General features: G+C 69.7%; 21 protein-coding genes. 15 read left to right on the forward strand and 6 right to left on the reverse strand.

The window, feature by feature from the left end; translation table 11 throughout:
* Window positions 1-51 precede the first annotated feature (51 nt).
* Both ACFYW1_RS23575 and ACFYW1_RS23580 read right to left on the reverse strand, forming a co-directional pair.
* Window positions 52-486 (reverse strand): hypothetical protein, encoded by a 435-nt coding sequence (locus ACFYW1_RS23575; RefSeq protein WP_388996472.1) that lies wholly within the window; start codon window positions 484-486, stop codon window positions 52-54.
* The gene (locus ACFYW1_RS23580; protein WP_388996475.1) at window positions 480-938 is read right to left on the reverse strand and encodes an ATP-binding protein; all 459 of its coding nucleotides are present in this window, start codon (window positions 936-938) and stop codon (window positions 480-482) included. Before ACFYW1_RS23580 ends, ACFYW1_RS23575 begins: the two co-directional genes overlap by 7 nt.
* A gap of 207 nt (window positions 939-1145) precedes the next feature.
* Between ACFYW1_RS23580 and ACFYW1_RS23585 the strand changes: the two genes are divergently transcribed.
* The 4 genes from ACFYW1_RS23585 (at window position 1146) to ACFYW1_RS23600 (ending at window position 3765) form a co-directional block, all read left to right on the forward strand.
* Window positions 1146-2006, forward strand: coding sequence for a helix-turn-helix transcriptional regulator (locus ACFYW1_RS23585; RefSeq protein ID WP_148832511.1), 861 nt, complete (start codon window positions 1146-1148; stop codon window positions 2004-2006).
* Entirely contained in the window at window positions 2006-2242 is a 237-nt protein-coding gene (locus tag ACFYW1_RS23590; RefSeq protein ID WP_148832508.1) for a DUF397 domain-containing protein, read from the forward strand. The genes ACFYW1_RS23585 and ACFYW1_RS23590 overlap by 1 nt, the downstream gene beginning before the upstream one ends.
* Window positions 2243-2389: 147 nt before the next feature.
* Window positions 2390-3199, forward strand: a complete 810-nt coding sequence (locus ACFYW1_RS23595) for an SAM-dependent methyltransferase (protein WP_388996479.1) — start codon at window positions 2390-2392, stop codon at window positions 3197-3199.
* Window positions 3200-3315: 116 nt separating this feature from the next.
* The gene (locus ACFYW1_RS23600; RefSeq protein WP_388996482.1) at window positions 3316-3765 is read left to right on the forward strand and encodes a YchJ family protein; all 450 of its coding nucleotides are present in this window, start codon (window positions 3316-3318) and stop codon (window positions 3763-3765) included.
* A 28-nt stretch (window positions 3766-3793) separates the two neighbouring features.
* Here the strand turns inward: ACFYW1_RS23600 and ACFYW1_RS23605 are convergent, their stop codons facing one another.
* From ACFYW1_RS23605 to ACFYW1_RS23620, 4 genes are all read right to left on the reverse strand, one after another.
* Window positions 3794-5872 (reverse strand): MDR family MFS transporter, encoded by a 2079-nt coding sequence (locus tag ACFYW1_RS23605; RefSeq protein ID WP_388996485.1) that lies wholly within the window; start codon window positions 5870-5872, stop codon window positions 3794-3796.
* A 58-nt stretch (window positions 5873-5930) separates the two neighbouring features.
* Window positions 5931-6758, reverse strand: a complete 828-nt coding sequence (locus ACFYW1_RS23610; RefSeq protein ID WP_388996488.1) for a hypothetical protein — start codon at window positions 6756-6758, stop codon at window positions 5931-5933.
* 209 nt (window positions 6759-6967) lie between these two features.
* Window positions 6968-7231, reverse strand: a complete 264-nt coding sequence (locus tag ACFYW1_RS23615) for a hypothetical protein (protein ID WP_388996491.1) — start codon at window positions 7229-7231, stop codon at window positions 6968-6970.
* Window positions 7232-7445: 214 nt separating this feature from the next.
* A complete protein-coding gene (locus ACFYW1_RS23620) occupies window positions 7446-8660 on the reverse strand; it encodes a helix-turn-helix domain-containing protein (RefSeq protein ID WP_388996494.1) in 1215 nt (404 codons plus the stop codon).
* Window positions 8661-8731: 71 nt separating this feature from the next.
* Here ACFYW1_RS23620 and ACFYW1_RS23625 point away from each other — a divergent pair, with 71 nt between their 5' ends.
* The 11 genes from ACFYW1_RS23625 to ACFYW1_RS23675 all read left to right on the forward strand — a co-directional run bounded on the left by ACFYW1_RS23625 (window position 8732) and on the right by ACFYW1_RS23675 (window position 20072).
* Window positions 8732-8929 carry a hypothetical protein gene (locus ACFYW1_RS23625; RefSeq protein WP_388996497.1) on the forward strand — a complete coding sequence of 66 codons (198 nt, stop codon included), beginning with the start codon at window positions 8732-8734 and terminating at the stop codon, window positions 8927-8929.
* An 842-nt stretch (window positions 8930-9771) separates the two neighbouring features.
* Window positions 9772-10422 carry a hypothetical protein gene (locus tag ACFYW1_RS23630; RefSeq protein WP_388996500.1) on the forward strand — a complete coding sequence of 217 codons (651 nt, stop codon included), beginning with the start codon at window positions 9772-9774 and terminating at the stop codon, window positions 10420-10422.
* Between the two features lie 185 nt (window positions 10423-10607).
* A complete protein-coding gene (locus ACFYW1_RS23635) occupies window positions 10608-12074 on the forward strand; it encodes a DUF6801 domain-containing protein (protein ID WP_388996502.1) in 1467 nt (488 codons plus the stop codon).
* Window positions 12075-12118: 44 nt separating this feature from the next.
* Complete coding sequence (locus ACFYW1_RS23640) at window positions 12119-13078, forward strand: hypothetical protein (RefSeq protein ID WP_388996505.1); 960 nt, start codon at window positions 12119-12121, stop codon at window positions 13076-13078.
* 136 nt (window positions 13079-13214) lie between these two features.
* Window positions 13215-13472 (forward strand): hypothetical protein, encoded by a 258-nt coding sequence (locus ACFYW1_RS23645; protein WP_388996508.1) that lies wholly within the window; start codon window positions 13215-13217, stop codon window positions 13470-13472.
* Window positions 13473-14037: 565 nt separating this feature from the next.
* Window positions 14038-15033, forward strand: coding sequence for an ATP-binding cassette domain-containing protein (locus ACFYW1_RS23650; protein WP_356934928.1), 996 nt, complete (start codon window positions 14038-14040; stop codon window positions 15031-15033).
* Window positions 15030-15908, forward strand: coding sequence for an MlaE family ABC transporter permease (locus tag ACFYW1_RS23655; RefSeq protein ID WP_388996511.1), 879 nt, complete (start codon window positions 15030-15032; stop codon window positions 15906-15908). Before ACFYW1_RS23650 ends, ACFYW1_RS23655 begins: the two co-directional genes overlap by 4 nt.
* 3 nt (window positions 15909-15911) lie before the next feature.
* Entirely contained in the window at window positions 15912-16715 is an 804-nt protein-coding gene (locus tag ACFYW1_RS23660; RefSeq protein ID WP_356934930.1) for an ABC transporter permease, read from the forward strand.
* Window positions 16715-18028: an MCE family protein gene (locus tag ACFYW1_RS23665; protein WP_388996515.1), complete on the forward strand. Its 1314-nt coding sequence runs from the start codon at window positions 16715-16717 to the stop codon at window positions 18026-18028. The genes ACFYW1_RS23660 and ACFYW1_RS23665 overlap by 1 nt, the downstream gene beginning before the upstream one ends.
* Entirely contained in the window at window positions 18025-19056 is a 1032-nt protein-coding gene (locus ACFYW1_RS23670) for an MCE family protein (protein ID WP_388996517.1), read from the forward strand. The genes ACFYW1_RS23665 and ACFYW1_RS23670 overlap by 4 nt, the downstream gene beginning before the upstream one ends.
* Window positions 19053-20072, forward strand: a complete 1020-nt coding sequence (locus ACFYW1_RS23675; RefSeq protein WP_388996520.1) for an MCE family protein — start codon at window positions 19053-19055, stop codon at window positions 20070-20072. Before ACFYW1_RS23670 ends, ACFYW1_RS23675 begins: the two co-directional genes overlap by 4 nt.

Raw genomic sequence — 20072 nt, forward strand, 5'->3', positions numbered from 1 at the left:
GGTGTGCGGCCGGCAGGGGCGCCGGTCACCCCCGCGTCACGGACGGGGGCTTCAGGGGGCGGAGATGGCGCGCTCGCCGCCGGACGGCGCCCACGACGGGGCCACACCGGTCACTTGGCACACCATCAGGAAGAGCGGAATGGGCGGGGTGTACGGCGTGCGGTTGTCGGGCTGGTGGATCAACCGGGGGCGCGCGGCGGGGACATAGGCCCCTTTCGCGTAGGCGACCTGCTGCGGCCAGTCCAGATCGAGATCCGAGCCCGCGGGCACGATCCACCACCAGCGGTCGGCGTCCGCGAAGACGCAGCCGGTGCGCGGCAGATGGGACATCAGCCGGAAGCCGTACCTGGCCGGAACCCCCACCGCGTCGCAGCCCAGGCTCGCCGACAACGCGGGCGGCAGCGGCAGGCGCACCGTGTCCGTGGTGAGCCGGGGATCGCGGGGGCGGCGGGCCCTGCGCAGGTGGGACATCGCGTTCTTCAACATGGCTGCTCCGGGCCGTGCGACAGCTCCGCCCAGACGATGCGGCCCGAGCCGTTGCCCGTGTCGCGGGAGCCCCAGGCGCTGCACATCGCGTCGACGAGCAGCAGGCCGCGGCCGTGCTCGTCGTCGGAGGCGCGGCGCAACTGCGGCCCGCCGGGCTGGCGCCCCTGGTCCTGCACGGCTATGCGCAGCCGCCCGTGGAGGCGGTGCAGCTCGCACACGACGCGCGTGCTCACGGTGTGCACCACCGCGTTGGTCACCAGCTCCGAGACGATCAGGATCGCCGCGTCATGGGTGTCCGCGTCCATCCGCCACTGGTCGAGCCGGGCCCGGGTCAGCCGCCGTGCGCCGGCCACCGACTCGGGGTGCGCGGGCAGCGCGAAGCAGTACCGGAGCGCCTCCGTCCCGGGACTGAGATCCATGAGCCGGGGGATGAGCGCACTGCCAGGTGCCACAACCGATTCCTCACAGTGGGGGCTGCGTCACGCTCCGCGCTCTCACGCGAATGAGGGCCGGCGCGACTTCGTGAACTGGTTCACTCACCAACTCTCCCCCTGTCGTGAACACTTGGCAAGGGGCACTCTGAAATTTTCAGAGTGGCTGTGTTCTGGATGGCCCATGCATGGCACACTGCTCGCAAACAGCGCATGGGGAGGTCTGAAGTGAGCGAACCGCGGTCCGCCCCGACCGTGGGTCAGGTCGTTCTCGGCAAGCGCCTGCAGGATCTGCGGGAGCGCGTCGGCCTGAACCGCGACCAGGCCGCCAAGGTTCTGCGGGTCGCGCCTGCGACGGTACGCAGGATGGAGACCGCCGAGGTCGCTCTCAAGATCCCCTACGTGCAGATGCTGCTGAAGGCGTACGGGGTCGCCGACGACGAGGCCGAGGCCTTCGTGGAGCTGGCCGAGGAGGCCAACAAGCCCGGCTGGTGGCAGCGTTTCCACGACGTGCTGCCCGACTGGTTCAGCATGTACGTCAGTCTGGAGGGCGCCGCGAGCCTCCTGCGCATGTACGAGCCGCACTTCGTCCCCGGCCTGCTCCAGACCGAGGACTACGCGCGCTCGGTGATGCGCACCGGGGCCGTCGGCCAGACCAGACCCGAGGACATAGAACGCCATGTGGCGCTGCGGATGCAGCGCCAGTCCCTGCTGACCAGACCGGACGCCCCGAAGCTGTGGGTGGTGATGGACGAGACGGTGCTGCGCCGTCCCGTCGGCAGCGTCGAGGCCATGCGGGGACAGATCGACCGGCTGCTCGAAGCGACCGAGCTGCCCCATGTGACACTCCAGATCGCGGAATTCTCGACGGGGCACCACCCGGGCACCTACGGCCCGTTCGTCCTGTTCCGGTTCGGCGTCCCCGAACTCCCCGACATGGTTTACAGCGAGTACCTGACCGGAGCCGTCTACTTCGACGCGCGCCCCGAGGTGGCCTCCTACCTCGAAGTCATGGACCGCATGGCGGCTCAGGCCGCCACTGCACAACGCACGAAGGAAATCCTCCGGGACTTCCGCAAGGAGCTGTGATGGATCCCATATACAACGGCATGCCGGCCGCCGATCTCGGCACCGAGGGCTGGCACAAGCCGTGGAGCGGTGGGAACGGGGGCAACTGCGTCGAAGCGATGAAGCTTTCCGACGGCAGGGTCGCCGTGCGCCAGTCCTCCGATCCCGACGGCCCCGCCCTGATCTACTCCCACGGCGAGATCGCCGCCTTCATCCAGGGGGCCAAGTCCGGCCAGGCGGACTTCCTCCTCACCTGACCCGCTTCCCCGTCCGGACCGACCGCCCACCCGGACCCGGCCGGAGCGCTCGCCCGAACCGGCCTTCTCACCCGAATCCGCAGCACCGCCGCCGTTCCCGTTCCACACTGCTGTTGTCCGCCGACCTATGGACCCATGGAGCGCGCTATGACCGGGCACGACCCCCGAGTCGTCGAGATCGACACCAGCAAGCCCCATCCCGCACGGATGTACGACTGGTTCCTCGGCGGCAAGGACAACTACCCGGTCGACGAGCAGATGGCCCGACAGCTGCTGGCCCTCGACGCCAGGGGACGGGACATGGCCCGGGTGAACCGGGCCTTCATGCACCGGGCCACCCGGTGGCTGGCCGAGAACGGCATCCGCCAGTTCCTCGACATCGGCACCGGCATACCGACCGAACCCAACCTCCACCAGATCGCCCAGCGGGCCGCCCCGGACGCGCGGGTCGTCTACTGCGACAACGACCCGATCGTCCTCGCCCACGCGGCGGCCCTGCTGCGCTCCACGCCCGAGGGCGCCACCGAGTACATCCAGGCCGACGCCCGCAGGCCGGAGGTCATCCTCGAGGCGGCCGGGTCGGTCCTCGACTTCGACGAGCCGATCGCGCTGTCGCTGCTGGCGCTGCTGCACTTCCTGGACGACGAGGACGGCGCGTCCGAACTCGTCGACCGCCTGGTCGAGCGGCTCCCCTCCGGCAGCTACCTGGTGCTCTCGCACACCACCGGGGACTTCGACCCCGACAGCGCGGCCCGGGCGTCCGCCCTGTACAAGGCCCGCGGAATGACGCTGCGCCTGCGCTCCCACGCCGAGGTCGCCATGTTCTTCGACGGGCTCGAACTCGTCGAGCCGGGCGTCTCGCTCTCCGCGGACTGGCACCCGGAACTCGGCGAGGTCGTCGAGGTCGCCGGCGACGGGCCCATCCCGGGCTACGCGGGCGTGGCCCGCAAGCCCTGACCGCCCGCCGGGCCCCGACCCGTCGGCCCCGGCCGCGGCGCCCGTACCGGCCGACCGCCCCCGCCCGGTGCGCACCGGCGTTCCGGACCGGTCGTACCGCAGGTCACAATGGGCGCATGTCACGACGCACCACACGACCGGGACGGCCCGCCACCGCCGGAGCACGGACCCCCGGCACCACCGCGGGATCGCCGTGCCCGTGCGGCCTGCCCGCCACCTACGCGGACTGCTGCGGTCGCCTGCACGCCGGGACCGCCGCCGCGCCGACCTGCGAGTCGCTGATGCGCTCCAGGTACGCCGCCTTCGTCGTACGGGACGCGGCATATCTGCTGCGCACCTGGCACCCCGACACCCGGCCGCCCGCCGTCGACTTCGACCCCCACATGCGGTGGGTGCGCCTGGAGGTACTGGAGACGACGGAGGGCAGCGCGTTCCACACCACGGGAACGGTCACCTTCCGCGCGCATTACACGGACGACGGCCGGCCGGACTCGCTCCACGAGAAGAGCCGGTTCGTCCGGCACGACGGGGCCTGGGTGTACGAGGCCGCGGTCTTCGTCGACTGACCCGCCCCGGGCGGCTCCTCGGCCCCGGTCAGGCGACGGCCGCCGCCCGCCCCCGCTCCGGGACGAGCTCCTGCTCCAGGTCCTCCGCCAGCAGCCGCTTGGCGATCGCGTCCACCGCCGCCCGCAGCTGCCGGTCGTCCGGGCGCGCCCCGCTCTCGTCCAGGCGGTCGTTGAGCCACCGGGCCCACGCCTCGGTGATCGTCGCCGCCTCCCGGCGCCCGGCGGCGGTGTGCGTGAACAGGTGGCCGTCGCCGGTGAGGTAGCCCTCCTCGATCATCCGGTCGAAGACCGGCACCAGCACCTCGGGCGGCAGCCGGTGCCGGGCCGCGATCAGCCGCAGTCCCGCGTGGCCCACCATGCGGGTGAACAGTTCGACCTGCATCACCGCCCAGGCCCCCGCCACGTCCAGTCGGGTGTCCGAGTCCGCCACGATCCGCCGGGCCGTGTCCGGGCCCGCCCCGCGCACGATCTTGGCCACGGCGAATTCGAGGAGCTTCGCCGAGTCGCCGGTCCCGGGCTGCGCGAACCCCTCGCCCATGTCCGTGGAACCGGCCCGCGCGGTGTCCCGCAGCTTCACCTCCTTCAGCAGGAGCGCCACGAAGAACCCCAGGACCGCGACCGGCACCGTCCACAGGAACACGGTGTGCAGCGTGTCCGCGTACGCCTGGGCCAGCGGCGCCGACTGCGCGGCGGGCAGGGAGTGCAGCCCCTCCGGGCTCTGCGCCGCCTTCGCCAGCACCGCGGGGTCGCCGCCCGCCCGCGCCGCCGCCGTGATGCCGTCGGTCAGGTTCGGTCCCAGCGTGTTGGCGTAGATCGTGCCGAAGACGGCCGTGCCGAAGGAGCTGCCCAGCGTGCGGAAGAACGTCACGCCCGACGTCGCCGTGCCCAGGTCCGAGTAGTCCACGGTGTTCTGCACGGCGATCGTCAGCACCTGCATGGACAGACCGATTCCCACCCCGAGCACCAGCATGTACAGCGACTCCAGCCACACCCCGCTGTCCGGGCCCATCAGGGAGAGCAGATACAGCCCCACCACCATGATCAGCGAGCCCACGATGGGGAAGATCCGGTACCTGCCGGTCTTGGAGACCGCGTTGCCGCTGAAGATCGAGGCGGCGAGCAGCCCGATGACCATCGGCAGCGTCCGCACGCCCGACAGGGTCGCCGAGTCCCCGTCCACGTACTGCAGGTACGTCGGCAGGAAGATCATCGCGCCGAGCATCGCGAAGCCCACGATGAAGCTCAGCACCGAGCAGACGGTGAAGACCGGGTTCCGGAACAGCCGCATGGGCAGCATTGGCTCCCGCGCCCGGAACTCCACGAGGCAGAAGAGCGCCAGCGCGACGACCCCGCCCGCGAACAGGGCGATGATGACGGGCGAGCCCCAGGCGTATTCGTTGCCGCCCCAGCTGGTCGCCAGGATCAGCGCGCTCGCGCCGATCGTGACCAGGGCGATGCCCAGGTAGTCGATCACGGGCCGCCCGACGGCCTTGACCGACGGGATCGTCCGGGCCGCGGCGATCACCACCAGGACCGCGATCGGCACATTGACGTAGAACGCCCAGCGCCAGCTCAGATGGTCGGTGAAGAGCCCGCCGAGCAGCGGCCCGATCACCGTCGACACCCCGAAGACCGCGCCGATCGCCCCCTGGTACTTGCCGCGCTCGCGCAACGGGATCACATCGGCGATCAGCGCCATGGAGGTGACCATCAGCCCGCCGGCGCCGATGCCCTGCAGGCCGCGCCAGATGATCAGCAGCATCATGTCGGTCGCCAGTCCGCACAGGAACGAACCGGTGATGAAGATGATCGCGGACAGCTGGAAGATGATCTTCCGGCCGAACAGGTCGCCGAACTTGCCCACCAGGACCGTCGCCACCGTCTCCGCGAGCAGGTACGCGGTGACCACCCACGACATGTGGGCGGCGCCGCCGAGGTCCGAGACGATCGTCGGCAGCGCCGTGCCGACGATCGTCTGGTCCAGGGCGGCCAGCAGGATCCCCAGCACGATCGTCACGAAGACGATGTTCCGGCGGCGCGGGTCGAGCACGGGCGGCGCGGCGGCACTCTGCGCGGCGGAGGCGGTCTCGCTGGCGGTGGTGGTCACGTCTGCACCCTCACACCGGCCGGCGCCTCCCGCATGTGGGGGACGGCCGGACGTGTCGTCAGCCCAGCAGGTCCCGCAGGGAATCCTTCATGCGCGCCACGAAGGCGTCCCGCACGGGCTCCGCCACCCGGTCCAGCGAGAGGTACGGATTGAGGTCCTCCAACTCGACGAGCAGCAGCTCGCCCTGGGCGGTCCGGCAGGCGTCGACCCGCTGGATGCCGTGTTCGAGGGTGTTCCACTCCACGAACCCGCGGGCGAACTCCAGGTCCGCAGTGCTCGGCCCGTACGGCTCCAGCACCCACCGCCGCTCCGGGTCCGGGGCGTACAGCGCGTACTGGAAGTCGTGGTCGACGAAGTAGAAGGACACCTCGTAGCGGAAGTCGATCCGGGGCTGGACGAGCACCGTGCCGTCCTCCTCCGGCGCCGGCGCCGCCTCCCGCACGAACCGCAGACCGACCGAGTCCGCCCCCAGCTTCGGCTTGACCACGTACTGCGCCGCCCCGGGCAGCGACCCCAGATCGGCCGCCCGGTCCACCGTGGGGATCACCGGACGGCCGGCCCGGCTCAGATCGACCAGGTACTGCTTGCCCGCCATGTCCCCGCGGCCGTGCAGCGGGTTGTAGACCCGGGCGCCCAGCTCCCGCGCCCGCGCGCGGAACGCGTCGTACGCCTCCTGGTAGTGCAGCACGGGACCGCTGTTGCGTATGACGGTCACGTCGAAGCCGTCCAGCAGCGCGGCGGCGTCCCGGGGGTGGCAGAGCGCGACGTCGAAGTCCTCCCGCAGCCGTGACGTCAGATGGATGTCCTCGTCGCAGTAGCGGCGTCCGCGTGCCTCGTAGGCGAGGTCGGTGACGAAGAGGACCGAGGGTCGGGGGCCGGAGGGCATGTCGTTCTCCCGGGGCGTGTCGGTGACCGGATGATCAATGGCCGTGACGGAGCTGCCCGTTCCCGGCCCCGGAGCGCCGTGACGGCCGCCCCGTACGGGTCGACCGCGTCGCAGCACCGCACCTGACCGACATCCTCTCGTCCGCCCCCGCGGCCGGTGCCCGCGGGGCGTACCGGATCACGCGCCGGGCGGACGGCGGGGGCTCCCGGTCACCACGGGCTGCCCGGGAGCACCGGGAGCCGGGGGTGGTGGGCGGCGAGGATCTTGTTGGCCCGGGCCAGGTCGGAGAGCGCCTGCTCGCGGTCGGCCCGGTCCTCGGCGCAGAGCAGCGGACCGCGGAAGCGGCGCACCTCGCGCGCGGCGCAGTCGGCGTCGAACTCCGCCTGCAGGATGTGCTGAGGGATGCAGGACCCGATCAGCGCGGCGACCCGGTCCGGGATCGGCACGGGGACGAGGAGGTGCGAGGCGGTCATGGGTGGTTCCCTCTCGGAACGGTTGGCCAGGAGGTGGTGCTCGGAGCGCGGCCGCCGGGTGGGCGGCCGACTCCTCCATGTGTACGGCACACAGTTCCGGGTTTCTCGCTGAGAACGTCTCCGTGTGGCAACCGTTTGAGAGTGACCGGCTATTTCGCTTTACTCACAAGTAAGTTGACTCTTGGTGAGCGACGTGATCCGGCTGAAAGTCGACTCAGAGCAGGGATTCGCCGCTCCGGTCCCGCAGCCGGAGGGCGCGCAGGACGGCCTCGGTGGAGAACCGGCTCTCGGGATCGGTCAGCTGCTCACCGAAGATCGACTCCAGATTGCGCATCCGGTAGCGGACCGTCTGGGGGTGGACGTCCAGCAGTTCGCCCATGTGGGCCGCGGTGCCCCGGGTGTCCAGCCAGATCCGCAGGGTCTCCACCAGCCGTTCCCGGCGGGTGGTGGAGATGTGGGAGATGGGGGCGAGCTCGCGCCGGGCGAGCTGGTCGACCAGGACCGGGTCGGAGAGCAGCCACAGGGTGATGAGGTGGTCCTCGCAGAGGATGACGGGCTCGTCGTCGATGACGTTGGTGTCGACGAGTTCGAGCACGCGCCGGGCCCAGCGGATCGAGTCCGAGGCCAGGGCGGTGGGCACGGTCAGGCCGATCGCGGCGCGGGTGCCGAGGAGCGCCTCGTCCAGCATGCGTCTTCGGGCGTCGTCGAACGGGCCCGGGATCAGTAAGTGCGGCTGGGGATCGCTGAGATCGACCAGGACGTCGCGGTCAGCCACGGCCCGGTCCAGGGCGGCGGGGGAGCGGACGGCGACCAGGGTGACCTCGTCGGGCAGGGTCCAGCCGGTCTGCTCGCACAGTTCCGCGATGGCGGTACGGGGTGCGGGGCGCCCGGCGAGGATCAGGTGCAGCAGGCGCCGGCGCATCGCCTCGGTCTGCTCGCCGTTCTGCGACTGCACCTCCAGGAAGCCCTCGCGGGAGAGGGCTTCGAGCTCGTCGATGTAGGCGAAGAGGGCGTCGGCGAAGCTGAGCATGAGGGTCGGCGAGAAGTTGTGGCTCCGGCCGACCTTCTTCGCCCGGCGCAGCGCGACCCGGGCCCCGAGGCGGTAGGCGCCCTGGAGCGTCTCCATGGTGCGGCCCTCGTACGCCTCGAAACGCCCGAACCGGCGGCACATGTCGTCGCGCAGCGAGGTCGAGGTGGACGGTTCGGCGACCAGGTCCACGAAGGAGGAGAGGCTCTGCTCGACGCCGACCCGGATGGCCTGCCCGTTGGGGCCGTTGAGCAGTCGGGCGTATTCCGGATAGGCCCGGGTGACCTCGACGCCGATCTCCTTGATGAGGCTCGGCAGTTCGGGCCGCATGATGACGGCGAATTCCTGGGGGAGCGGCCCCAGCGGATCCCCCGTGTCCGACGGCTGTATGAGTTCTGGCATGACTGTCCCCTTGCTCTCCGGCGCCTGGTGGGGGGTCAGGCGGTGGGGAAAGCGCTCCCACGAACCGACAGGTGCGTACCAAGTTCGCGATGAAGATAGACCAAGTCAGCGGTCGTGCCCACCACTTGGGCAAGATCGAAGTGCAGGGGGCACGCATCCTGGAGCCGTTGGGGCGCTTCGGTGCAGGTGAGGCGGGAGTGCTCACTTCCGGACAATGTTTTTCGGACTTCTGCTCTGTCGGGGACAAGAAAGTAACCGTGGGTAACTGATGTCCTGTCGGGGGATTGGTGGGGTTTCGCGCGGGTGGTGCGCATTCTTCCGAGGGGGCGCTTCCGGGGCGCGGTGACCGCCGTGCCGCGCGTCGGCCCGCGGGGTGTCGAAGGCGCGAAAAGCGGTCTTGGGGAGATGTATTCCTCGGGGCCGGGAAATCATTGGGGATTCATGAGGGGATTTTCTGAACCGGTCAGCCGGAATGGATAACCCATCAGCCCCTTTGTGGCCGGAGCCGATTGGTCCGGGCGGCCGGGGGAGGCCCGGAGGTTCCGGAACGTCCGGGCCGGGCCCCGGCCCGGCTCCGTACGGCTGCCGTCCGCCGGCGCGGGGGGCCGCGGTCGTGCCGACGGGTGGGCCTCCGGTGCGCGTCCCGGATCCGGGGTGTGGCTCCGTGACGCTCCGCGCAGTTCAGCGGTGCGACGGACGCGGCGTGCCGGGTCGGCATTCGGCCGCGCCGCAGACGATCTTACTGACGGGTAAGGGGGTGGTCGGCGGACCGCCCTGGCCTCGCCGACTGTGTCCGGGGTGAGTGTCCGGGCCTCTCGTGGGCATATGACACGGACGTAACTACTCACTTTCGTATAGAAAATCGTGGCGATCTGCTGAGTTCTCGCTAAGGCGGAATGCATTTGCCGAGAGGGGGCGGGAATTTCTGCGTCGGGTATTGCCGCGCCGGGCTACTGGCTCGTAACGTTCGATCCGCACGGAGTTCGATCACGCAGTCGAGTCCATCGACTTCTGCGTTCCACGATGTGAGCCGCCCTCGTAGCCGGCCATTCCCAGGCTCTGATGCGAGGTAATCGGGTACGTCCAACTCCACTTCCCGGAGGTAAGTTCCGTGAGAAAGACCCTCAGCCGCGCCCTGTTCGCCACCACCGTCGCCGCCGCCGCGCTCGGCCTCGCCGCCACGTCGGCCTCGGCCACCGCCCTCGCGGGGTGGACCGTGTCCAACCCCACCGCGGGCGGCGGCTTCACCGCCACGCTCAAGGCCGGTACCTCGGCGACCCTGGTCGACACCACCACCGGCCAGCAGGTGGACTGCTCGGTGTCCCCCGCCAGCGGCACCGCCCCGAGCGGTACGTACGCCTCCGGCGCGGGCCTCGCGAAGATCACCGGGGTCACCTGGGGCTCCGCGGCCAGCCCGTGCCCCGGACCGCTCGGCTCCAGCTTCACCGCCTCGCTCGCCACCGGTGCCGTCATCAGCATCAACGCCAGCAGCTACAGCGGGGGCATCTCCTCCGGCACCCTGTCCGGCGTCAAGGTCAACCTGGTGGGCGACACCATCCTGGGCACCTGCAACGCCGTGATCAGCGGGACCGTGAACAACGTGACGTACAACAACGCGACCGGCGAGCTCGCCATCAACACCGGCACCGGCCTGAAGGTCGACAGCGCCACGAACTGCGCGGGTCTGCTCAACGCGGGCGACTCGGCCACGTTCAAGGCGACGTACAAGGTCGCCAACCCGATCAGCATCACCTACGCGTGAGTCATTGATCGTGCCTGAGGTCCCCCGCGCCGCTCCCGAACGGAGTCGGCGCGGGGGGCTCGGCCGCGGTCGAACCCGTCCGCGGTGAGGGCATGCGCGACTTCCCCATGGGCCACTGACCGCGAGGGGTCGTGAGCCCCTCCGCAGACGACCAGTCAGTTCCGAGACAACGGCAGGTTGCCGAGATGAGAATGAAGTCGATCCGCTCCCGGCGATGGGGCCAGGTCGGTGCCGTCGGCGGGATGGCTCTGTTGGCAGGGCTCATGCCGGGTACGGGTGTGGCCAGCGGGACCCATGTGGTGGAGACCCGGCTCGGGTACTCCTGCACGACGGCATCGGGCGAGCACGGGGCGGACGTGACCGTCTCCGTGGAGCTGCCGGTGAGCTCCCCGGTGGGCGTCGCGGTCCAGCCGGAGCAGGTGCGGATCGGCCTGGCGCTCGCACCGGAGCTGCTGGGCGAACTGCCGGAGGGGGAAACCCCCGTGCTGTCCGGGGCGGCGAGCCTGCAGACGACGGTCACGCAGAACGGCGTGTCGACGGACGTGATGTGGCAGGCCCTGGAGATCCCGGAGTCGGGTGTCGTCGCGGACCGGGACACGGACATCAAGGCGAGCGGGGCGGTGCCCACCGTGACCCCCCGGTCCAGCGGCGCGATGGTCTTCGCGGCGGGCAAGCTGCAACTGGACCTGGTGGTCCGGCCGTCCGGCGGGGAGACGCCAGAGCCCGTCGTCGTCCCGGTGTCCTGCACGGCCGACGCGGACCAGTCGGCGGAACTCGGGACCGTGCGGGTGCCGGTGCCGTCCGACGGGACCGTGCCCGGCGCGCCGGACGGCCCGGACGCGGGCACCACGCCGCAGGAGGACGCCCGGAACGCGGACGCCGGTGTCGCGGCGGACACCAAGGAGGTCACGGCGCCGGACCTCCCCGGCTGCAAGATCCTCTACGGCCCGGTCACCGCGCCGCCCAGGCCGGCGCAGGGCTACATGGCCGGCTACGCCAACGTGAAGAAGCAGAAGGCCGCCACGAAATTCCAGGACCCGGCCCATCTGCTGCTCCAGCTCAATTCGATGCTCGCGGTCTACAGCTGTCCCACCGGCTCGCTGACCTGGGTGCACAGCGAAGGCACGATGGACTACCGGGGCAAGGCCCAGATGCCCCCCGCCCGGTCGACCTTCCTGACCTTCGGATTCATGCCGACGACGGCCACCGTCGAGATGTCGCTCACCGGCCCCGTATACATCGACACGTTCAACGACGGGGCGCCGGACCCGGTGACCGGCCGCCGGAAGGAATCCACGACGGCGACGGCCCAGGTGAAGCTGCGGCTGTACGACGTGTCGGTGAACGGCACCCCCCTCGACGTGGGGCCGAACTGCCGCACGGCCCGGTCGATGGAGCTCGCCCTCGTCGGCAAGGGCTCCACCGGCGCGGGGCCGGACGAGGGGTACACCGTCAAGTCCGGCGGGCCGCTCCTCGGGTCCGCCGACGTCCCCCCGTTCACCGGCTGCGGGGCGACCGAGGACCTGGACAACGTGTTCACCGCCGCGGTCTCCGGACCGGCGAACTACACCAAGATGATGCAGGGCCCGCTCTGTGTGGACGGCGTGCCGGCGCACTGCCCGGAGCCTCCGAGGCCCAAGCCCGAACGCTGAACGCACACCCCCTTGTCTCTTCCTCCAGAAAGGCTGGACGATCAATGAGTGCTGCCCCGAAGCGAGTCAGACCCGCTCTTCTCGGCGCGCTGGTGGCGGTGGCCGTCGGTATACCGCTGAGCACCTCGTCCGCGAGTGCCGCCTCCGCCCAGGGGATGAACGGCAACTGGGCGCCGTTCAGCCGCTGCCCGGTCGACAACCCGGCGATGCTGGCCGCGGACGGCGTCAACGAGATCGCGATGTGCGTGTCCTCGCACTCCGAGAGCGGTTCCATCAAGCTCGGCAACACCGAGGCGACGACCGGCGCCAACGACCTGCAGTTCGGCATCATCCGCAACACGGCGACCGGTGCGTCCAAGGTCGTGCCGGCGGCGGGCGGATCGATCGTGGGGGCTCCGACGGAGATCCCCGGCGGTCTCCTCGGCCTGATGTGCCCGAGCGGTGTCCCGGTCGTCTCGGAGATCTGCAAGACGCTGACGGACAACAGCCTCAACCGGGTCGTCGCCACGGTGCAGTCGGTGGGCACGCCCACGAACTTCGACCTGACGGCCGGCATGCAGAGCGGGAAGACGATCGTCGACATCCCGGTCCGCATCCACCTGGAGAACCCCTTCCTGGGCTCGAAGTGCTACATCGGCACCGCCTCCGACCCGATCGTGCTGAGCCCGCGCAACCTCACCCAGCCCGCCATCGGCAGCCGCCGCTTCGATGCCGACGGCACGGCGAACACCGGGGGCTTCCTCAACCGGATCGAGCTGACCGGCAACGCGCAGGGGGACGCGGCCTTCGCGGTGCCCGGCGTGAGCGGCTGCGGCCCGCTGACCCTCGGCGAGCTGAACTGGGCGGTCAACCTGAAGACGGGCCTTCCGTCGGCCTCCGGCAAGAACAGCCTGACGCTCAACAACGCCGCCACCTACACGGCAGGCCTGGCGCTGCCGGGTTCGTCGGCCCCCAACGCCGGCCGGCTGCTGGCGGAGAGCTGGCACGCGGGAGTGGCGAAGTAGCCGGGCCGGCCTGCGGCCGGAGCACCGCTTCGGGCACGGACGACGGCGCCGTCTGGTCGGTGACCTGGGGGAGTGTGCGGGGGCGTGGGGGCTCCACCGTCGAGGTCCGGCGGACCGGCCCCTGACGTTCCATCCGGTGAGCTCGTCCGGAGGTGTGATCAGCGGGAGCGTCCCGGACTTCGAGCCGGGGTTCCGCACGGAAACGCCGTTCGGCCTCCGCACGGGCTCGATCACCGGGACGACCGGCGACGTCGTATTCGGCACCGCGACCGATGAGGCCACGGTGAACGCCGGGACGGGGCTCGTCGTCCCGACCGCCGGCAATTGCGCAGGAATCCTCAACAGCGGGGACTCGATCAGGTGCTCGGCCGCCTACGGGGTCGATTTCTCCTGAGGCTTGTGCCGCCCTTCCTCTGTCCGCCCCGCCCGGCTCGTGCTGCCGGGCGGGGCGGACGTGCGTATGGGGCCATGAGTTCTTCGCACCGTGGGCCGGAACGACTCACTTCTCGACAAGAGAAAGAAATCGAATACTCACCCGGCAACAAAAAAAGCGAGAACGCCCGTCATTGTGCAAAAAAGTTGAGCAACTGCTATTGCGAAGGCAGGTTACCGAGCCGTAGCGTCCCGGTTGAGCAGCGGGGAAAGGTGCCCGTGGCTGCTCGTTCGGTACCTCGGGGGCCCGGTGGATCCGGCCCCGCCGACCGTCGGAACCCGGCCTTCCGGCCGAAAAGCTTGCGCATGTTTCGACAAAGCCGCCGTACGGCTTTGTCACTTGTTGACAAGTGACCCGTACTGCACTTCAGATTCGTCGATTTCCGCTGCTCAACGGCTTGTCCTGGCGGTTTCGACAGACATAGCGTGTGCGCCTCCTGGTGCATGTGTGACGAGCCGCCATTGGATTTACCGGAGCCGGAGCGCTGACAGATGACTTCGTTCACAGAAACTTCGAAGGAGGGCCGATGGGAATCGAAGTAGTCGTCGAGGGCCTGACGAAGTCCTTCGGCAAGCAGAACATCTGGCAGGACGTCACCCTCACGCTGCCCGCCGGCGAGGTGAGCGTGATGCTCGGGCCTTCCGGCACCGGAAAGACCGTCTTCCTGAAATCCATCATCGGTCTGCTGAAGCCGGAGCAGGGGCGCGTCCTCATCAATGGCGTCGACATGGTGAACAGTCCGGAACGCGAGATCATGGAGACCCGGAAGCTCTTCGGGCTCATGTTCCAGGACGGCGCGCTCTTCGGTTCGATGTCGCTCTTCGACAACATCGCCTTCCCGCTGCGCGAGCACACCCGCAAGAAGGAATCGGAGATCCGCCGGATCGTCATGGAGCGCATCGACATCGTCGGGCTCCTCGGCGCCGAGGACAAACTGCCGGGCGAGATATCCGGCGGCATGCGCAAGCGGGCCGGCCTGGCCCGCGCCCTCGTCCTGGACCCGCAGATCATCCTCTGCGACGAGCCGGACTCCGGGCTCGACCCGGTCCGCACCGCGTACATCTCCCAGCTGCTCATCGACCTCAACGCGCAGATCGACGCGACGATGCTCATCGTCACCCACAACCTCGACATCGCGGCCACCGTCCCGGACAACATGGGCATGCTGTTCCGCCGCAACCTGGTCACCTTCGGACCGCGCGAGGTGCTGCTCACCAGCGACATGCCCGTCGTCTCCCAGTTCCTCGCCGGGCGCCGCGAGGGCCCCATCGGGATGGCCGAGGAGAAGGACGCCGCCACCCTCGCCGCCGAGGAGATCAACGGCTACGGGGTCGGCATCAGCTCCGCCAACGCGCCGCGCACCGTCGTCCCGCAGCTGGAGCCGTCGCCCGGCCTGCCCGTGCGGCAGGCCGCCCTGCGCCGCCGGGAACGGGTCCTGTCGATGATGGGCCAGCTGCCCGAGGCCGCCCGTACCGCCATCATGAAGAGCTACGCTCCGGCCGCGGGCGGTGGGAACCCGTGACGGCCCCCATGCCGGTACTGCCCCCCGAACCGCCCGTCTCCGGCGCCGACGGCGTGGAGGGCGCGGGCGGGCGGAAGACGCGCAAGGCGTCGGGACGGCAGCGGCCGACCCGGCTGCTCGCCCCGCTGCGCGAGACCGGGAAGCTCTTCTCCCTCGCCGCGACCGTGAGCCGGGAGATGTTCCGAAGGCCCTTCCAGTTCAGGGAGTTCGTCGAACAGTTCTGGTTCGTCGCCAGCGTCACCATTCTGCCCGCGGCACTCGTCTCCATCCCGTTCGGCGCGGTCATCGCCCTCCAGGTCGGCTCGCTGACCCAGCAGCTCGGGGCTCAGTCCTTCACCGGCGGGGCCAGCGTCCTCGCCGTGATCCAGCAGGCCAGCCCGATCATCGTGGCCCTGCTGATCTCCGGCGCGGCGGGCTCGGCCATCTGCGCCGACCTCGGGTCCCGGAAGATCCGCGAGGAACTCGACGCGATGGAGGTCATGGGCGTCTCGCCCATCCAGCGCCTGGTCGTGCCGCGCGTCCTGGCCACCATGCTGGTGGCCGTCCTGCTGAACGGCCTGGTCTCGGTCGTCGGCACGCTCGGCGGCTACTTCTTCAACGTGATCCTCCAGCACGGCACCCCCGGCGCCTACCTGGCCAGCTTCTCCGCCCTCGCCCAGCTCCCCGACCTGTACATCAGCGAGGTCAAGGCGCTCATCTTCGGCTTCATCGCGGGCATCGTGGCCGCCTACCGCGGACTCAACCCGCGCGGCGGTCCCAAGGGCGTCGGCGACGCGGTCAACCAGTCCGTCGTCATCACCTTCATGCTGCTGTTCTTCGTGAACACGGTCCTCACGACGATCTACCTCCAGATCGTCCCCGCGAAGGGGAGCTGACCGATGTCGATGCTCAGCTGGCTCGATCGATCGGGTGAGCAACTCACCTTCTACGTCCGGGCGTTGATCTGGATACCGCGCACCCTGCGCCGCTACCTGCGCGAGGTCCAGCGGCTGCTGGCCGAAGTGGCCTTCGGCAGCGGCGGCCTCGGGGTCATCGGCGGCACCATCGGCGTGATGGTCGCGATGACCCTCTTCACCGGCACCGTCGTCGGCCTCCAGGGCTACGCGGCCCTCAACCAGATCGGTACCTCCGCCTTCACCGGCTTCATCTCGGCCTACTTCAACACCCGCGAGATCGCCCCGCTCGTCGCCGGCCTCGCGCTCTCCGCGACCGTGGGCGCCGGATTCACCGCCCAGCTCGGCGCCATGCGGATCAACGAGGAGGTCGACGCCCTGGAGTCGATGGGGGTGCGGTCCATGCCGTACCTCGTCTCCACCCGGATCATCGCCGGGGTCGTCGCGATCATCCCGCTGTACGCGATCGGGCTGCTCTCCTCGTACCTCGCCTCCCGTTCCATCACGATCCTGTTCAACGGACAGTCCGCGGGCACGTACGACCACTACTTCAATCTCTTCCTCTCCCCGGACGACGTGCTGCTGTCCGTGCTCAAGGTGCTGATCTTCAGCGTCATGGTGATCCTCGCCCACTGCTACTACGGCTTCCACGCCACGGGCGGGCCCGCCGGGGTGGGCGTGGCGGTCGGCCGTTCGGTGCGCAATGCCATCGTGCTCATCAGCGTCACCGACTTCTTCCTCTCCCTCGCCATCTGGGGCGCCACGACGACGGTGAAGGTGGCAGGCTGATGAATTCCCGACGCGCGCAGACCGCCCGCCACCGGCTCGCCGGAGTCGCCTTCCTCCTCGTGCCCGCCGTACTCGTATGGGTCTCGGTCTCGGTGTACCGGAAGGACTTCACCGACGACGCCACCGTGACCGTACGCACCGGCAGTGTCGGCAACGAGATGCACCAGAACGCCGACGTGAAGATGCGCGGCGTCGTCGTCGGACAGGTCCGCGGCATCGCGGCCGACGGCGACGGAGCCCGGCTCACCCTCGCCATCGACCCCGGCCAAATGGACCGGATACCGGCCGACGTCACCGCCCAGATGCTGCCCACCACGCTCTTCGGCGAACGGTTCGTGGCACTCGTGCCGCCCGCCGCACCGTCCGCGCGGACGCTGCGGGCCGGGGCCGTCATCCCGCAGGACCGCTCGAAGAACGCCATCGAGCTGGAGGAGGTCCTCGACGACGTCCTGCCGCTGCTGACCGCCGTGAAACCGGAGAAACTCGCCTCCACCCTCGGCGCGGTCTCCCGGGCCCTGCAAGGACGCGGCGAGAAGCTCGGCGACACCCTCGTCACGCTCGACGCCCACCTGGCGAAGTTCAACCCCCAACTCCCCACGCTCAACGCCGACATCAAGGAACTCGTCAAGGTGAGCAAGGTGTACGGGGACGCCGCCCCCGACATCCTCGACGCGCTCACCGACTTCACCACCACCAGCGGCACCGTCGCCGAACAGCAGGCGCAGCTCGCCGACCTGTACGGGGCCACCACCGCCTCCGCGCAGGACATCACCTCCTTCCTCCGGGAGAACAAGGACAACCTGATCCGGCTCTCCGCCACCAGCCGGCCGACCCTGGAACTCCTCGCCCGGTACTCGGACGAATTCCCCTGCACCCTGCGGACCATGGCCGGGTTCGTCCCCGCCATGGACAAGGCGCTCGGCAAGGGCACCGATCAGCCCGGCCTGCACGTCTCGGTCCAGCCCGTGAAGTCCAAGGGCAAGTACGTGCCGGGCAAGGACACCCCGGTCTACGACGCCACCGGCGGACCGCACTGCTACTCCGTGCCGTACGTCGGCAGGACCGTACCGACCGCGGACGCCCGCACGGCACCGGCCGCCCCGCGGGAGAGCGCCGCGCACGGTGACGGAGCGGACCGGACCGCACGGCCCGGCCGGGGCCCCGCCCTCGGCATGCCCAACTCCCCGCAGGAGAGCCGGCTCGTGAACGAGCTGGTCGCCCCCTCACTGAAAGTCCAGCCGCAGACCCTGCCCGACTGGAGCAGCGTGCTCATCGGTCCGGCCTTCCGCGGCGCGGAGGTGAAGTTCAAGTGAAGCGCCGTTCCCTCGCCGGGCCGCTGACGAAGTCGATCGTCTTCATCCTGGTGACCGTGCTCGCCACCACCGTGCTGGCGCTGTCCATCGCCAACACGGGAGTCGGCGAGACCACCGAGTACAAGGCCCGGTTCACCGACGTCACCGGCCTGATCGTCGGCGACAGCGTCCGGATCGCAGGGGTCAAGGTCGGACAGGTCGAATCCATCGAGGTGGCCGACAAGAGGCTAGCCGAGGTCGGCTTCGCCGTCCGCAAGGGACGCAAGCTCCCCGCCTCGGTCACCGCGTCGATCAAATACCTCAACATGGTCGGCCAGCGGTACGTCGACCTCGACCAGGGAGCCGGGCCGGTCGGCGAGAGCTTCGCCGCCGGAGCGACCATCCCGGTCTCCCGCACCACCCCGGCACTCGACCTCACCCAGCTCTTCAACGGCTTCCAGCCGCTGTTCGAAGGACTCTCCCCGCCGGACGTCAACCAGCTGGCCGGCTCCATCGTCCAGGTGCTCCAGGGCGAGGGCGGCACCGTCGACAGCATCCTCTCCCACGTCGGCTCGCTGACCGGCACGGTCGCGGCCAAGGACAAGGTGATCGGAGAGGTGATCAAGAACCTCAACACGGTCCTGAAGACCGTCAACGACCGCGAGGACGGCTTCGACGACCTCGTCGTCACCCTGCAGAAACTCGTCACCGGCTTCTCCGGCGACCGCAAACCCCTGGGCGAGGCGGTCACCGCCATGGGCGCGCTCACCACCGTCACCGCGGACCTCTTCGAGGACGGTCGCAAGCCGTTGAAGAAGGACATCAAGGAACTCGGCCGGCTCTCCGACCAGTTGGCCGCGGGCACCCCGCAGATCGAGAACTTCCTGAAGAAGACCCCGGCCAAGATGACGGCGATCAGCCGGCTCGCCTCGTACGGCTCATGGCTCAACCTCTACCTCTGCGAGGCCAAGGTCCGCGGAGTGACGACCGAGGACGGCAGCGCCCCGCCCACCGGCATCGCGATCACACAGCCGAGGTGCCTGTCATGAGGATCAAACCCGTACGGGAACGCAACCCCGTCGCCGTCGCCGTGGTGGGACTGGTCGTCCTCGCCCTCGTCGCGCTGGGCGCCTACCGCGCCGACTCGCTGCCCTTCCTCGGCGGCGGCACCGCCTACAGCGCCGACTTCACCGAGTCCGCCGGACTGGAAGAGGGCGACGAGGTGCGGATCGCCGGCGTGAAGGTCGGCGAGGTCACCGGAGTGTCGCTGGACGGTTCCAAGGTGAAGGTCGGCTTCCGGGTCGAGGACGCCTGGATCGGCAACGCCTCCACCGTCGGCATCGCCATCAAGACGCTGCTGGGCGAGAAGTACCTCGCCGTCGACCCGCTGGGCGACGCCCCGCAGAACCCCGACGAACGCATCACGGCCGGCCGCACCACCTCCCCGTACGACGTCACCCAGGCGTTCAACGGGCTCGGCGAGACCATCGGGGAGATCGACACCGACCAGCTCGCCAAGAGCTTCGAGACGATCTCCGCCACCTTCAAGGACTCCCCGCCGGACGTGAAGAGCGCCGCCGAGGGACTCTCCGCCCTCTCGAAGACGGTCTCCGAACGCGACGCCCAGCTCGCCACCCTCCTCAAGGGCAGCAAGCGGCTCACCAAGACCCTCGCCGACAAGAAGAGCAGCTTCGAAACCCTGCTGGAGGACGGCAACCTGCTCCTCGGCGAGATCCAGGCCCGCCGCGACTCCATCCACCTGCTGCTCACCGGCACCCGGAACCTCGGCACCCAGATCACCGGCCTGGTCAAGGACAACGACAAGCAGCTGAAGCCGACCCTGGACTCGCTCGGCCGGGTCACCGCGGTCCTGGTGAAGAACCGCAAGAGCCTCGACAAGGTGCTCTCGCTCGCCGGTTCGTACAACCGGCTCGTCGGCAACACCCTCGGCAGCGGCCGCTGGTTCGACAACTACGTCTGCGGGCTCGTCCCGAAGGACTACCTGCCCGCCGGCACACCCCCGGCGACCGGATGCATGCCACCCAAGCAGCGAGGCGGCCGCTGA

Source organism: Streptomyces sp. NPDC002669, assembly GCF_042889165.1.
GTDB lineage: Bacteria > Actinomycetota > Actinomycetes > Streptomycetales > Streptomycetaceae > Streptomyces.

What these genes read in the sequence shown, in the direction of transcription:
- ACFYW1_RS23575 (WP_388996472.1), bottom strand. Translation starts at nt 486, where the DNA reads ATGTTGAAGAACGCGATGTCCCACCTGCGCAGGGCCCGCCGCCCCCGC.
- ACFYW1_RS23590 (WP_148832508.1), top strand. Translation starts at nt 2,006, where the DNA reads ATGGATCCCATATACAACGGCATGCCGGCCGCCGATCTCGGCACCGAG.
- ACFYW1_RS23595 (WP_388996479.1), top strand. Translation starts at nt 2,390, where the DNA reads ATGACCGGGCACGACCCCCGAGTCGTCGAGATCGACACCAGCAAGCCC.
- ACFYW1_RS23600 (WP_388996482.1), top strand. Translation starts at nt 3,316, where the DNA reads ATGTCACGACGCACCACACGACCGGGACGGCCCGCCACCGCCGGAGCA.
- ACFYW1_RS23610 (WP_388996488.1), bottom strand. Translation starts at nt 6,758, where the DNA reads ATGCCCTCCGGCCCCCGACCCTCGGTCCTCTTCGTCACCGACCTCGCC.
- ACFYW1_RS23615 (WP_388996491.1), bottom strand. Translation starts at nt 7,231, where the DNA reads ATGACCGCCTCGCACCTCCTCGTCCCCGTGCCGATCCCGGACCGGGTC.
- ACFYW1_RS23620 (WP_388996494.1), bottom strand. Translation starts at nt 8,660, where the DNA reads ATGCCAGAACTCATACAGCCGTCGGACACGGGGGATCCGCTGGGGCCG.
- ACFYW1_RS23635 (WP_388996502.1), top strand. Translation starts at nt 10,608, where the DNA reads ATGAGAATGAAGTCGATCCGCTCCCGGCGATGGGGCCAGGTCGGTGCC.
- ACFYW1_RS23640 (WP_388996505.1), top strand. Translation starts at nt 12,119, where the DNA reads ATGAGTGCTGCCCCGAAGCGAGTCAGACCCGCTCTTCTCGGCGCGCTG.
- ACFYW1_RS23650 (WP_356934928.1), top strand. Translation starts at nt 14,038, where the DNA reads ATGGGAATCGAAGTAGTCGTCGAGGGCCTGACGAAGTCCTTCGGCAAG.
- ACFYW1_RS23660 (WP_356934930.1), top strand. Translation starts at nt 15,912, where the DNA reads ATGTCGATGCTCAGCTGGCTCGATCGATCGGGTGAGCAACTCACCTTC.
- ACFYW1_RS23665 (WP_388996515.1), top strand. Translation starts at nt 16,715, where the DNA reads ATGAATTCCCGACGCGCGCAGACCGCCCGCCACCGGCTCGCCGGAGTC.
- ACFYW1_RS23675 (WP_388996520.1), top strand. Translation starts at nt 19,053, where the DNA reads ATGAGGATCAAACCCGTACGGGAACGCAACCCCGTCGCCGTCGCCGTG.